14 protein-coding genes are annotated in these 12,978 nt (G+C 62.5%); 3 read left to right on the top strand and 11 right to left on the bottom strand.

The annotated features are described in order from the left end of the window. The first annotated feature begins 59 nt into the window (after positions 1–59). Positions 60–1,253: a mandelate racemase/muconate lactonizing enzyme family protein gene (locus IC609_RS01100; protein WP_191817615.1), complete on the top strand. Its 1,194-nt coding sequence runs from the start codon at positions 60–62 to the stop codon at positions 1,251–1,253. A 29-nt stretch (positions 1,254–1,282) separates the two neighbouring features. Here IC609_RS01100 and gndA read toward each other — a convergent pair whose 3' ends face one another. From gndA to IC609_RS01050, 10 genes are all read right to left on the bottom strand, one after another. Then, positions 1,283–2,692, bottom strand: a complete 1,410-nt coding sequence (gene gndA, locus IC609_RS01095; protein WP_191817614.1) for an NADP-dependent phosphogluconate dehydrogenase — start codon at positions 2,690–2,692, stop codon at positions 1,283–1,285. Between the two features lie 7 nt (positions 2,693–2,699). Beyond that, complete coding sequence (locus IC609_RS01090; protein ID WP_191817613.1) at positions 2,700–3,449, bottom strand: SDR family oxidoreductase; 750 nt, start codon at positions 3,447–3,449, stop codon at positions 2,700–2,702. Positions 3,450–3,488: 39 nt separating this feature from the next. Next, the gene (locus IC609_RS01085; protein WP_191817612.1) at positions 3,489–4,529 is read right to left on the bottom strand and encodes an L-idonate 5-dehydrogenase; all 1,041 of its coding nucleotides are present in this window, start codon (positions 4,527–4,529) and stop codon (positions 3,489–3,491) included. A gap of 23 nt (positions 4,530–4,552) precedes the next feature. Beyond that, positions 4,553–5,830 (bottom strand): TRAP transporter large permease, encoded by a 1,278-nt coding sequence (locus IC609_RS01080; RefSeq protein ID WP_191817611.1) that lies wholly within the window; start codon positions 5,828–5,830, stop codon positions 4,553–4,555. 15 nt (positions 5,831–5,845) lie between these two features. Continuing rightward, a complete protein-coding gene (locus IC609_RS01075) occupies positions 5,846–6,385 on the bottom strand; it encodes a TRAP transporter small permease (protein WP_225223943.1) in 540 nt (179 codons plus the stop codon). A gap of 76 nt (positions 6,386–6,461) precedes the next feature. Further along, positions 6,462–7,229: an SDR family NAD(P)-dependent oxidoreductase gene (locus IC609_RS01070; RefSeq protein WP_191817610.1), complete on the bottom strand. Its 768-nt coding sequence runs from the start codon at positions 7,227–7,229 to the stop codon at positions 6,462–6,464. Positions 7,230–7,293: 64 nt separating this feature from the next. After that, positions 7,294–8,268, bottom strand: coding sequence for a TRAP transporter substrate-binding protein (locus IC609_RS01065; RefSeq protein ID WP_191817609.1), 975 nt, complete (start codon positions 8,266–8,268; stop codon positions 7,294–7,296). Between the two features lie 37 nt (positions 8,269–8,305). Beyond that, the gene (locus IC609_RS01060; RefSeq protein ID WP_191817608.1) at positions 8,306–8,644 is read right to left on the bottom strand and encodes a hypothetical protein; all 339 of its coding nucleotides are present in this window, start codon (positions 8,642–8,644) and stop codon (positions 8,306–8,308) included. 18 nt (positions 8,645–8,662) lie between these two features. Then, positions 8,663–9,214 (bottom strand): gluconokinase, encoded by a 552-nt coding sequence (locus tag IC609_RS01055; protein WP_225223942.1) that lies wholly within the window; start codon positions 9,212–9,214, stop codon positions 8,663–8,665. A gap of 11 nt (positions 9,215–9,225) precedes the next feature. Further along, entirely contained in the window at positions 9,226–10,185 is a 960-nt protein-coding gene (locus IC609_RS01050) for a 2-hydroxyacid dehydrogenase (RefSeq protein ID WP_191817607.1), read from the bottom strand. A 188-nt stretch (positions 10,186–10,373) separates the two neighbouring features. On the opposite strand from IC609_RS01050, the gene gntR reads away from it, so the two are divergent. Further along, complete coding sequence (gene gntR / locus IC609_RS01045; RefSeq protein ID WP_191817606.1) at positions 10,374–11,429, top strand: HTH-type transcriptional regulator GntR; 1,056 nt, start codon at positions 10,374–10,376, stop codon at positions 11,427–11,429. Between the two features lie 2 nt (positions 11,430–11,431). Here the strand turns inward: gntR and IC609_RS01040 are convergent, their stop codons facing one another. Then, complete coding sequence (locus tag IC609_RS01040; protein ID WP_191817605.1) at positions 11,432–12,424, bottom strand: 2-hydroxyacid dehydrogenase; 993 nt, start codon at positions 12,422–12,424, stop codon at positions 11,432–11,434. Positions 12,425–12,590: 166 nt separating this feature from the next. Here IC609_RS01040 and IC609_RS01035 point away from each other — a divergent pair, with 166 nt between their 5' ends. After that, positions 12,591–12,974 (top strand): cupin domain-containing protein, encoded by a 384-nt coding sequence (locus IC609_RS01035; RefSeq protein ID WP_191817604.1) that lies wholly within the window; start codon positions 12,591–12,593, stop codon positions 12,972–12,974. The last annotated feature ends 4 nt before the right edge of the window (positions 12,975–12,978 follow it).

Genomic DNA, 12,978 nt, shown 5'->3' with positions numbered 1-12,978 from the left:
CCGTCAGCCCCACAGCCACAAGCTGTGGGGCTTTTTTAATGTCTGAAATCGGACTGGTCATGAAAATCACGCAACTCGAAACCATCCGCTTGGGCGAATTCCCCAACATCATCTGGGTGCGGCTGCACACCGACGAAGGCCTGGTGGGCCTGGGTGAAACCTTCATGGGCGCGCAGGCGGTCGAGGCCTACTTGCACGAATGGGTGGCCCCCAAGCTGATCGGGCAGGACCCGCTGGCCATCGAATCACGCCAGCGTGACATCACCGGCTACCTGGGCTGGCGCGGGTCTGGTGCCGAAACCCGGGGCAATTCGGCCGTGGACATCGCGCTGTGGGACATTTTTGGCAAGGCCGCAGGCATGCCGGTCTACACCGCTCTGGGGGGCAAGAGCCGCGACGAAATCCGCGTCTACAACACCTGCGCGGGCTACCAGTACATCCGCAGCAACGTCAACCAGACCAGCAGCAACTGGGGCCTGGGGAACAACGCCGGGCCTTACGAAGACCTGCAGGGTTTTTTGAACCATGCCGACGAACTGGCCGAGTCGCTGCTCTCCGAAGGCATCACCGGCATGAAGATCTGGCCCTTCGACATGGCCGCAGAAAAATCGCATGGCCAGTACATCAGCCCGCAAGACCTGAACACCGCGCTCGAACCTTTCCGCAAAATCCGCAAGGCGGTGGGCGACAAGATGGACATCATGGTCGAATTTCACAGCCTGTGGCGTTTGCCCATGGCGCAAAAGATTTCACGCGCGCTGCAGGAATTCGACACCTTCTGGCACGAGGATGCGATCCGCATGGACAGCCTGGACCTGCTCAAGCAGTACGCCTTGGACTGCAAGGCGCTGATCTGTGCGAGCGAAACGCTCAGCTACAAATGGGGCTTCAAGGACTACCTGCAGACCGGTGTGGCCGGTGTGGCGATGCTGGATTTGAGCTGGTGTGGCGGCTTGACCGAAGCGCGCAAGATCGCGGCCATGGCCGATGCCTGGCAGCTGCCCGTGGCACCGCACGACTGCACCGGGCCTGTGGTGTGGGCGGCGTCCACGCATTTGTCGCTGCACGCGCCCAATGCCTTGATTCAAGAGAGCGTGCGCGCCTTCTACACCGGCTGGTACAAGGAACTGGTGACCGAATTGCCGCAGGTCAAAAACGGCATGATCAGCCTGAACAACAAACCGGGTCTGGGCCTGGAGCTGTTGCCAGACTTGCACAAGCGCGGGGATGCGGTGGTGCGCATCAGCGAATAGGAGCCCCGCCCTTGCGGCAATGAAGCTGCTCAACCGTTCCAGCGCGTGTGGAATTTGCCTGGCTTGTCCACGCGCTGGTAGGTGTGCGCGCCAAAGTAGTCGCGCTGCGCCTGCAGCAGGTTGGCGGGCAGTCGGGTCGAGCGGTAGGCATCGTAGTAGCTCAACGCGCTCATGAACGAGGGCATGGCCACGCCGTGCAGCGCGCCCAGGGCCACGATTTCGCGCAGGTCCTGCTGACAGCGCGCCATCACCTCCGCAAAGTGCGGGTCCATCAGCAGGTTGTCGAGATCGGGTGATCCCTCAAAGGCCCGGCGGATATCTTGCAGCAAGCGTGCACGGATGATGCAACCCGCACGCCAGACTGAGGCCACGGTGCCCATGGGCAGCTGCCATTGGTGTTCTTTGTCGGCTGCCCGCAGCAGGCTGAACCCTTGCGCGTAGGCGCAAATCTTGGCGGCCAGCAGGGCGCGTTCCAGGCGCGGCAAGACGGTGCTGCGATCGGGCATGGGCTGAGTGTCGGCGCCGGACAGGACCTGCGCCGCTTTCACCCGTTCAGGCTGCAGTGCGCTGATGGTGCGGGCAAACACGGCGTTGGCGATGGTGGGGGCGGTTACGCCCAGATCGAGTGCGACCTGGCTGGCCCACTTGCCGGTGCCTTTTTGCTCGGCGGTGTCCAGGATCAGGTTGACCAGCGCTTCGCCGGTCTCGGGATCAGTGTGCGCCAGGATGTCGGCGGTGATGCCGACGAGGTAACTGGCCAGCTCGCCCTGGTTCCACTCGTGAAAGACGGCACTCATGTCAGCCGGGCTCATGCCCAGCAGCTGGTGCATCAGTGCATACGCTTCACAAATTGTCTGCATGTCGGCGTATTCGATGCCGTTGTGCACCATTTTCACGAAGTGGCCCGAGCCGCCTGGCCCCATCCAGTCGCAGCAGGGTGTGCCGTCTTCGGTTTTGGCGGCGATGGCCTGCAGCATGGGTTTGAGGCGCGGCCAAGCCGGTGCATGCCCGCCGGGCATCAGGGCCGGGCCGCGCAATGCGCCTTCTTCGCCACCGCTCACGCCTGCACCCACATAGTGGATGCCCGAGTCTTTCAGGGCCTGCATGCGGCGCTGGGTGTCGGTGTAGAGGGTGTTGCCACCGTCCATGACCACATCGCCCGCTGACAGCAGGGGCGTCAACTCGGCCAGCACCGCATCGACGGCAGCGCCTGCGGGCACCATCAGCCACACACAGCGGGGTTGCTGCAGGCTGCCCACCAGATCGGCCAGCGCGTGAACCGCTTGCGCGTTCAGGCCTTGCGTGCGCGATTCAAAGCTGTTGCGTTTGCCTGCGTCCAGATCAAAGCCACTGACCGAAAACCCATTGCGCTCCAGATTGAGCGCCAGGTTTTCGCCCATCACCCCCAGGCCCACCAGGCCAATGTCCATCGTCTGCATGGGTGGCTCAGCCGCGTCCGACAAAGGGCATGTTGGTGGCCATCACAGTGGTGAACAGGATGTTGGCCGACAGGGGCAGGCGTGACATGGTCAGGAAGGTGTCGACCACAGCCGACATGTCCATGCGGGGCTCGGCCTTGATGGTGCCGTCGGCCTGGGGCACACCCTTGGCCATGCGCTCGGTCATGTCCGAGGCCACGTTGCCGATGTCGATCTGGCCCACCGCAATGCTGAAAGCGCGGCCATCGAGCGAGGCGGCACGGGTCAGGCCCGAGATGGCGTGTTTGGTGGCGGTGTAGGCGATCGAGCCGTAGCGCGGCACATGGGCCGAGATCGAGCCGTTGTTGATGATGCGGCCGCCCTGAGGGCTTTGCTCTTGCATCAGCTTGAAGGCGTGCGAGAGGCAATAAAACGCGCCGTTCAGGTTCACGTCCACCATGCGGCGCCAGTCGTCACCCGTCACGTCGCCGGGCAGGGTGGTGGGCAGCGAGATGCCTGCGTTGTTGAACAGCAGGTCCAGACGTCCGAATTGGGCGCGGATCTTGTCAAACAAAGCCTTGACCTGTTCTTCACTGGACACATCGGCGGGCATGGCCACGCCGTTGGCGGCGTTGGCACCGGCTTTGGCGAGGGTCTCTTGCAATGCGTCGGCACGGCGACCGACCAGCACCACATGCCAGCCTTCGCTCAGCAAACCGAGGGCACAGGCCTGGCCAATGCCGGAGCTGGCACCGGTGACGAGGGCAACTTTTTTCATGGAATGCGACTTTCTAAAATACAAGCAATGGCGCGATTGTCATGCATCGGCAAAGGCGATCTGTACCTTGAGCGACTGGCTCTTGTCGGCCGCCAGCTCAAACGCTTCGAGGGCCCGGTCCATGGGCAAGACGCCGGTGATGACCGGTTTGCCATTGACCAGACCTTCGTTCAAAAAGCGTACGGCAGTGGCAAATTCGGCATGGAAGCGGAAGGTGCCGCGCAGGTCGACCTCTTTGGCCACGATCTGCGTCATGGGCAGGCTGATGTCGCCGCCCATGCCCACGGTGATGAGCACGCCACGCGGCACGATGACGTCCAGACCGGTGCGCAGGGCCGCCTCGCTGCCCGAGGCCTCGAACACCACATCAAACTGGCCCTTGTCCAATTTGTATGGGTCCAGCGCCTCGGCCTGGGTTTTGAGGTTGATGGTTTCGTCGGCACCCATTTCCTTGGCGCACTTCAACGGCAGGTCGGCGATGTCTGCGGCCACGATGCGGGCCGCACCTGCACGGCGCAAAGCGCCAATGAGCAGCGAGCCGATCGGGCCGCAGCCGGTCACCAGCACCTGCTTGCCCAACACGCTGCCTGCGCGCTGGATGGCGTGCAGGCCCACCGACAGGGGCTCGGCCAAAGCCGCTTCTGACAGGCTCAGGTGGTCGGCGATCGGGTGGGCTTGGTAGCCCTCGATGACCAGCTGTTCACTGAACGCGCCTTGGATGTGTGGGAAGGGCATGGCGCTGCCGTAAAAACGCATGTTCAGGCAGTGGTTGTGTTGCCCTGCCTGGCAAAAGCGGCAGTGCCCGCAAGGCCGCGAGGGCGAAATGGCGATTCGTTGGCCGACGGCCACACCCTGCACGTCGGCGCCCACGGTCTGGACGATGCCGGACACCTCGTGCCCCAAGGCAATCGGCTCCTTGATGCGCACCGTGCCAAAGCCGCCGTGCTGGGCGTAGTGCAAGTCAGAGCCGCAAATGCCGCCATAGGCAACCTGTACCTGAAGCTGTTGGGGTTTCAGGGTGGGCAGCTCGCGCTGCTCCAGTCGCAAATCGCAGGGGCCGTGGCAAATCACAGAACGCATGGGTTCAACTTTCAATCAGGGGTTCAATACATCATGCGCGCCGGCACCATGACCAGGGCCGGGAACATCACCATCAGGAACATGACCACAAACTGCACGGTCATGAAGGGCAGCACACCCCGCGTCACATCGTCCATGCGCATGCGGCCCACGCCCGCAACCACGTTGAGCACGGTGCCCACGGGCGGCGTGACCAGGCCGATGGAGTTGTTGATGATGAACAGCACGCCGAAGTAAACCGGATCGATGCCCGCGGCCTTGACGATGGGCATCAGCACCGGGGTGAGGATCAGGATGGTGGGGGTCATGTCCATGGCGGTGCCGACCACCATGCACAAGATCATGATCACGAACATCAGCAAGGTGGGCTGGTTGATCAGCGGCTGCAGCATCTCGACCAGTTGTGCGGGCAGGTTGGCCACGGCGATCAGCCAGGCCGAAACCATGGCCGCAGCCACCAGGAACATGACCAGTGCGGTGGTCATGGCGGCGCGTTCAAACACTTCGTAGAGCTGCTTCCAGTTGAGTTCGCGGTACACCACGCCCGCCACAAACAGGGCATACACCGCCGCCACCACAGCAGCTTCGGTGGGGGTGAACACGCCCATGCGCAAGCCCACCAGAATGATCAGGGGCAGCATCAAGGCCCAGCCTGCGCTGCGCATCGCAGCCATGACTTCGGCCAAGGTTTTGCGGGGGGGCGGTGCCAGATCTTCCTTGCGGGTGAGGTACCACCAGGTGATCCACAGTCCGGCACCGAGCAAGATGCCGGGAAAGATGCCCGCCAGAAACAGCTTGCTGATCGACACGTTGGCGGCCACGCCGAAGATCACGAAGCCAATCGAGGGCGGGATGACCGGGCCGATCACACCGCAGGCGGCGATCAGGCCGCCACTGCGCGCCTTGTCGTGTCCGGCCTTGACCATCATGGGCAACATCAGGGCTGTGAGCGCTGCCGCATCGGCCACGGCCGAACCCGACAGTGCCGACAACAAGCAGGCGGCCACGATGGTCACATAACCCAGGCCGCCACGGATGTGGCCCACCAGCGCCATGGCAAAGTCCACGATGCGGCGCGACAGGCCGCCCGTGTTCATGACTTCGCCCGCCAGCATGAAGAAGGGCACGGCCAGCAGTGGGAAGCTGTTGGCCCCTTCGATCACATTGAGCGCCAAGATCTGGGCATCAAAGATGTTCATGTGCCACATCAGGGCCACGCCGCAGATCAGCAGTGAAAACGCGATGGGCACACCGAGCGCCATGGCGGCGAGCAAAGAGCCAATGAAAATGAAAATGGTCATGTTGTGCTCCCTTGCTTAGCGTTGTGCCGTGGGCAGATCCAGGGTGTCTTCTTCCGACTCGCGAACCCCGATCAGTTCGGAGTCCTTGAGTTGACCCGTGCTCAATTGCCACATCTTGTAGATCAGGACTGCACCACCGGTCACGGCCGCAAAAATGCCGCAGCCGTAAAACAGGCCTTCGGAAAGCTCCATCACGGGACTTTTGGTCGCCATGTTCATGCCCACGATCTGCCAGGCGCCTTTGGCCAGCAAGGCGCAGCAAAAGAGCATCAGCAAGTTGGCGATGACAAAGCAGATTTTTTGTCCCCGCACCGACAGGCGCGAAATCAGGGTGTCGGTGCCCAGGTGGGTGCCTTCGCGCATGGCCACCACGGCGCCCATGAAGGTGATCCAGACGAACAGCCAGCGCGAGAGTTCATCCGACACGGCCAAGCCCGAATTGAAGCCGTAGCGCAGCACCACGTTGCCGAAGACGAGGACCACCATGACGGCCAAAAAGACCACCATGATGATTTTGATGAGCTTGCAAAGATGGTCTATGAGTCGGTCAATCATGAGAAAGCCTTTGGGTTGGGATCGAAGGGGTGCGTGATCATGAAATACAAATGAGGCAAAAGGGTGATCATTTCGATCACAGCGTGGCGGTGACGCCACCGTCCACATACAAAACATGGCCGTTCATGAAGCGCGAAGCCTCACTGGCCAGAAAGACCGCTGCGCCGCCGAGTTCTTCGACGTCGCCCCAGCGGCGGCTCGGCGTGCGGCCGACCAGCCAGGCAGTGAATGCCTCGTCCTTGACGAGTTTTTCGGTCAGTTCGGTCTTGAAATACCCCGGGCCCAGGCCATTGACGTTCAGGCCAAACTGGCCCCAGTCGATGGCCATGCCCTTGGTGAGCATCTTCACCGCGCCTTTGCTGGCGGTGTAGGGGGCAATGCCTGGGCGGCCCAATTCACTTTGCACCGAGCAGATGTTGATGATCTTGCCTTGGCCCCGTGGAATCATCTTCTGGGCCACGGCCTTGCTGACGAAGTACACGCTGTCCAGGTTGGTCTTCATCAGCGTGTGCCAATCGTCATCGGCAAATTCGTGCAACGGGCCGCGGATCTGCATCCCGGCGTTGTTGACCAGGATGTCGATGGGGGCCTGGGCCTCGATGCCCTCAATGGCCGAACGCACCTCGTCGGCGCGGGTCACGTCAAAGGCACTGGTGCTGACCGACAAATTTTCGGCTTGCAAGGTGGTGGCCGCTTGCTGAAGCTTGTCGGCGCTGCGGCCATTCAAGATCACATGGGCGCCCGCTTGCCCCAAGGCGCGGGCCAGGGCAAAACCGATGCCACCGGAGGACCCGGTGACCAGGGCCCTGCGGCCGTTCAATTGAAAAGACTCAAGAATGCTCATGCGGGAAAGCCGGTTGTCCGGCAGTGAAAACGCCCCCTCCGCAGAGGGGGCAGGTGAAGGCAGGTTACTTGGTCGCTTCGATGGCGTTGAGCAGGGCCGTGCCGTTTTTCTCGCCAAAGGTCTTGGCGATTTCAGCCGACACGATCTTCTGGAACGGGGCCATGTCCACGTTCTCGATGACCTGCATGCCCGACTTCTTCAAGTCGGCCACGACCTTGCCCGCGTTTTGCGCGTTCAGGTTGCGCTGGTAGGTGGCGGCTTCGCGCGCTGCGTCCACCACGATCTTCTGGTAGTTGGCGGGCAAGCTGTCGAACTTGGCCTTGTTCATCGCCACGATGATGGGCGAGTACACGTGGTTGCTGACTGTCAGGTACTTTTGCACTTCGTAGAACTTGGACGACCAGGTCACGTTGATGGGGTGCTCCTGCGCGTCAAAAGCGCCCGATTCGAGTGCGGTGTAGAGCTCGGCGATCGGCATGGGCGAGGGGTTCATGCCCAGCAGCTTGAAGGCCTGGATGTGGTACGGGTTGGGGGTGGAGCGGATCTTCAGGCCCTTGAGGTCTTCGGGCTTGGTGACGGGGCGCTTGTTGTTGGTGAAGGCGCGCCAGCCGTTTTCCCAGTAGGCCAAGCCTTTCATGTTGTGGGGAGCCAGTTCGTTCAGGACACCCGTGCCGATGTCGCCGTCCAGCACATGGTAGGCATGCTGGGCATTGCGGAACACAAAGGGCAGTTCCATCGCAGCGGTGTTGGCCACCAGACCGTTGTAGTTGGAGGCGCCGCTGGAGACGATGTCGATGGTGCCGCCGCGAACGCCGTTGATCATGGCGCCGTCGTTGCCCAGCTGGTTGGACGGGAAGATGGTGATTTCCACATCGCCGTTGGTGCGTTGCTTGACCAGTTCGGCCAGTTTCATGGCTGCGGCGTGCTGGCCGTCGGTGGTGTTGACCGCGTGGCCCATTTTCAGGTTGAACTTGGCGGCAAAAGCGGCCGAGCCGGTGGCGGCGATCAGGCAGGCGAGAAGCAGACGGGAAATTTTCATGGTGTTGTCTCCGGGTTGAAAAGGTCGGTCGAAAAAATCAGTCGGTGGGCAGCGCGTATTCGTCGGCGCTGAAGACGGTGTGGAACACGGTGCCATCGAACATGGCAATCAGGTCTTTGGACACTTCGCGGCTTTCCAGACGCACGGCGGAGGCCAAAGCGATCTCGATCGACTCGCGGCTGGGGTAGCGCACCGACAGCACCATGCCGAAGTGCGGGTCGTTCACATCGCTCTCGACCTGGCGCAGCACACGCACTTCCTGTGCGCCCGGAAAACGGGTCCACAGGGGCACGAGTTTGTCGCGGATGTAGCGGTTGAAAGCGTCTTCCATGCCGGGTTTGACTTGACCTTGGAAAAATGCACAGCGGATGAACATGGTGGACTTTCTTGAAATTCAGAGGACGGGGTGCAGACCCGAAGACGTTCGTGCCCGCAAAGCCACCAGCGCTTGCTGGACCATGTCCTGCACGGGCTCGGTGATGGGCAGGCGGATGACGTCGGTTTCATCGGCCAGGGGTTTTTCCAGGGTGCGGAACTGGCTGCTGAGCAAGTCCGGTTGCATGTAATGGCCCACGCGCTGGCGCATGCGCTGGTCGATCAGCTCAAAGTCGCCGTCCAGAAACACAAAGCACACATCGCCAGCTTGCGCGCGGATGCGTTCTCGGTAGACCCGCTTGAGCGCCGAACAGGCCACCACGCGTCCGGGTGCATCCGCTTGGGACAGGTAAGCGCCAATGCGGTCCAGCCAGGGCCAACGGTCGGCGTCTTCCAGGGCAATGCCCGAGCGCATCTTGGCCACACTCTCGGGCAGGTGCAGATCGTCGCCGTCGACCATTTGCAAGCCCAGACGCTCGCCCAAGGCTTGGGCCATGGTGGATTTGCCGCAACCGGACACCCCCATGACGATCAGGCGCAAAGTTGGCGTGCCCATGTCGTTTCGTGGCATGCAGCCCGGGTTCACTTCAGCAGCGCCGCGCATTCGGGCACGGGCGTGCGCAAGGGCTGACCCGATGTGCCCGCCTGCATGTTGGCAAAGGCCAGATCGGCCATGGCCTGGCGGGTTTCGGTCGTGGCGCTGGCCATGTGCGGGGTCAGCACCACGTTGTTCATGGCCCACAGAGCTTCGGGCACATGGGGCTCGTTGGCAAACACATCCAGGCCAGCGCCCGCGATGGTGCCGTTTTGCAGTGCAGCGATCAGGGCCTCTTCATCAACCACGCTGCCGCGTGCCACGTTGATCAAAAAGCCGCGTGGGCCCAGGGCCTGGAGCACTCCGGCGTTGATCAGGTGTTTGGTGCCTGCGCCGCCGGGTGTGATGACCACCAGAAAATCCACGTTTGCAGCCAGCTCGGCAGGCGTTGCAAAGAACTTGAAGCCGGAATCGGTCTTTTCAGAGCGGGCCGTGTAGGCGATCGACATGCCAAAACCCTGGGCGCGCCGGGCAATGGCTTTGCCAATGCGGCCCAGGCCCACGATGCCCAGCCGCGCCCCCGAGACTTTGCGGCCCAGAGCGATGGGGCCGGTGGGCCACTGGCCTGCACGCACAAACTGGTCCGCTTGCGGGATGGTGCGGCCCACCGACAGCACCAGACCCATGGCCAGATCGGCCACATCGTCGGTCAGCACATCGGGGGTGTGGGTGACGGGGATGCCGTGCTCGATGGCGGCGGCCACATCCACGCCGTCGTAGCCCACGCCAAACACCGACACCACTTTGGCGTTCGTCACTTGCGCCAGCAGGCTGCGGGGCACGCTGGCCTCGCCCGTGCCGGCCACGCCCACAATGCGCGGGGCGAGCGCTGCAAAAGCGGCCGGGTCGGTGATGTGGGTGCGATCGTGCACGGTGTAGACCGTCTCCAGCGCCTGTTGGTAGAAGGGATGGAGCTTGGCCACCGCCAGCACATCGGGTTTAGACACGTCACTCTCCAATCGAAAAACAGGTTTGGACAGCGCTGTCCAGAAAAATCAAAAAAAAGCGAGCGCGAAGTATGTACGAACTTAATTTGAGACCAAGGGTTTCCACGAATCGCTCAAAACTTCACTCCCGACTCTGGGATAGCGCTATCCTATCGACTGTTGTTCTGAATTTTGCTCCGGATTAACCCTTGCCCAACGCCACCGACCTCTCGCCCAAACCGCTCAAGCGCCACCGCGCCACAGGCCGTGTCACGCTCAGTGATGTGGCCCGTGCCGCAGGGGTGAGCCCCAGCACCGTCTCGCGCGCCTTGCGCGGTGAAAGGGCAGTGGACCCAGCCCTGATCGAGCGGGTGCAGGCGGTGTCTGAACGTTTGGGTTATGTGCCCGATCCGGCCGCCCGTGCGCTGGCCTCGCAGCGCAGCAACCATGTGGCCATCCTGATCCCGCTGTTGTCGAACGCCTTGTTTGTGGACCTGCTCGACGCGGCCCAGAAAACGCTGCGCGCAGGCGGCTACCAGACCCTGATGGGTGTGACCCACTACGACGCCAGCGAAGAAGAACAACTGCTGCGCGAGCAGCTGTTGCACCGCCCGGCAGGCTTGTTGGTGACGGGGCTGGACCACAACCCGGCCACCCGCAAGCTCATGGCCAGCAGCCAGGTGCCGTGTGTGCACCTGATGGACTTGCCTGCCGTTGACCGTGACGATGCGCCGTACTGCGTGGGCTTTCGGCAGACCGATGCGGGGGCAGCCATGACGCGGCATTTGTTGCAGACAGGCCGCAGGCGCATCGCTTTTGCCGCTGCGCAGCTCGACCCGCGTGTGATGCAGCGGCTGTACGGCTGGCGCACGGCCTTGCAAGAGGCGGGTCTGTACGAGCCCACGCTGGAGTTTTTGAATCCTGCCCCTTCGTCGCTGGCTTTGGGGGGGGTGCTGTTTGAGCAAATCATGCAGCAACGCCCTGCGGTGGATGCGATCTTCTTTTGCAACGACGATCTGGCGCAAGGCGCGCTCATGGCCGCATTGCGTTTGGGCGTGGCGGTGCCGGGACAAGTCGCGATTGCGGGCTTCAACGACCTCACCGGCAGCGACCAGATGTTGCCGCCACTGACCACTGTGCGCACACCGCGTGCGCAAATCGGCGAGGCGGCTGCGCAGATGCTGCTCAGTCTGATGCGCGGCGAGCATCCCGAAGCGCCTCAGCTGGATTTGGGCTTTGACATCCTGCAGCGGCAAAGCAGCTGAAGTCAGCCCAGCGGCGCGCGCAGCACGTTGATCAAAGTTTCGCCACGGCTCAAGCGGCCCACGTTCTCGGCCAGCGTTTCCTGGCGGCGGCGCACCGTGCCCGATGTCCAGCCCGACATGTGGGGCGTCATCAGCACGTTGTCGAGCGATGCGAAATCGAATTGCGACGGCGCGCACTCAGGCTGTGTGGGCGTGGGGTACCGGTACCAGGTGTCGATCACTGCGCCGCCGATGCGGCGATGGCGCAAGGCCTCGTACAAGGCTTTTTCGTCGATCACGGCGCCGCGCCCCACATTGAGCAGCACCGCGTCAGGCCGCATGGCTGCGATGGTCGATGCGTCCACCAGGCCCTGGGTGTTGTCGGTCAAAGGCAGGCTCACCACCACCGCATCGCACGTGCCCATGAAGTCGTCCAGCGCGTCCAGTGCCCAGCTGCGGTCCACCAGCGGATGCGCAACGGGGCTGCGGTTGGCCACATGCACCCGCATGCCCATGGCCTTGGCGCGTTCGGCCACGGTCTGTGCAATGTGGCCAAAACCCACCAGGCCCAGCGTCTGTTCGCCCAGCTCGGTGCGCAAGGCCCCGGGGCGGCCTGCAAAAAAAGTCCAGCGTTGCTGACGCAAGTCCTCGTCGGCCTGTGCCAGTGGTACATGGCGCATCAGCAAAGCCGCCATGATGTATTCGGCGATGGCGTTTTCGTGGCCAAAGCAGTTGGCCAAGGTGCACTGCGCGGGCAGGAGCGTGGTGTTGATCGCATCGGTGCCAGCGGCTGGTGCATGGAACAACCGGGCCTGGAGCGGTCGGGGCATGCTTTCGTTCAGTTGCACACCGATCACCACGTCGGCGGTTTCAAACTGCTCGCGCTCACCGGGCAGGTTCAGTGCATCGCTCAGGTCCAGTACCTGGTGTCCGGGCGCGATCAGGGCTTCAAAGCCCTGACGGAAATTGGCTGCGTTCTGACCATGGAAAACGATCTTCAAAGCGGTGTGGGGCATGGCGTCTCGCGGGCGTGTGCGGTGTGCGAGGCCAGCGCTGTGCCAGCCCCTGATGGGTTGGGACTATGCCAGAGCCCACACGCCCGTGGTGCCCGGTGCTGTTGGCTCGGTGACAATCACGGCATCTTGATGCCCCTGATCTTCTTGACTCTTCTGGAACCCTGACATGACCCATTTGAACAAAGTCATCCTCTTCACCGACACCGATGGCCGTGCCCGCTTTCGCGACGAAGCGCTGCCCCTGAGCGAGGGCACGCCACAAAGCCAGTTGTCACCGCTGATGCCTTCAGGTGGTTTTCAGCTGCGGCAAAGTCCTGTGGGTTTTCGCAGCAGCTTCCATTGCACGGGCACCCCCCAGTGGTTGTTTGTGCTGCAAGGGCAGATGGAGATTTTTCTGCAGGACGGCTCGTCGCGCATCTTTGGCCCGGGTGAGCATTTTTATTCGGGCGACACGCTGCCCGAGGGGGCGAGCTTTGACCCGCAGTTGCATGGCCACGCCAGCCGCCAGGTCGGCCCCGACCCGCTGGTGACCTTGTTCGTGCGTGGATGAAAAA

Source organism: Limnohabitans radicicola, assembly GCF_014837235.1.
GTDB lineage: Bacteria > Pseudomonadota > Gammaproteobacteria > Burkholderiales > Burkholderiaceae_C > Limnohabitans_A > Limnohabitans_A radicicola.
Note: the sequence above shows the minus strand (reverse complement) of the source record. Positions and strands in the feature narration are given on the sequence as shown.

Coding starts and splice junctions, on each gene's coding strand:
- IC609_RS01100 (WP_191817615.1), top strand. CDS start 60: ATGAAAATCACGCAACTCGAAACCATCCGCTTGGGCGAATTCCCCAAC.
- gndA (WP_191817614.1), bottom strand. CDS start 2,692: ATGCAGACGATGGACATTGGCCTGGTGGGCCTGGGGGTGATGGGCGAA.
- IC609_RS01090 (WP_191817613.1), bottom strand. CDS start 3,449: ATGAAAAAAGTTGCCCTCGTCACCGGTGCCAGCTCCGGCATTGGCCAG.
- IC609_RS01085 (WP_191817612.1), bottom strand. CDS start 4,529: ATGCGTTCTGTGATTTGCCACGGCCCCTGCGATTTGCGACTGGAGCAG.
- IC609_RS01080 (WP_191817611.1), bottom strand. CDS start 5,830: ATGACCATTTTCATTTTCATTGGCTCTTTGCTCGCCGCCATGGCGCTC.
- IC609_RS01075 (WP_225223943.1), bottom strand. CDS start 6,385: ATGATTGACCGACTCATAGACCATCTTTGCAAGCTCATCAAAATCATC.
- IC609_RS01070 (WP_191817610.1), bottom strand. CDS start 7,229: ATGAGCATTCTTGAGTCTTTTCAATTGAACGGCCGCAGGGCCCTGGTC.
- IC609_RS01065 (WP_191817609.1), bottom strand. CDS start 8,268: ATGAAAATTTCCCGTCTGCTTCTCGCCTGCCTGATCGCCGCCACCGGC.
- IC609_RS01060 (WP_191817608.1), bottom strand. CDS start 8,644: ATGTTCATCCGCTGTGCATTTTTCCAAGGTCAAGTCAAACCCGGCATG.
- IC609_RS01055 (WP_225223942.1), bottom strand. CDS start 9,214: ATGCCACGAAACGACATGGGCACGCCAACTTTGCGCCTGATCGTCATG.
- IC609_RS01040 (WP_191817605.1), bottom strand. CDS start 12,424: ATGCCCCACACCGCTTTGAAGATCGTTTTCCATGGTCAGAACGCAGCC.
- IC609_RS01035 (WP_191817604.1), top strand. CDS start 12,591: ATGACCCATTTGAACAAAGTCATCCTCTTCACCGACACCGATGGCCGT.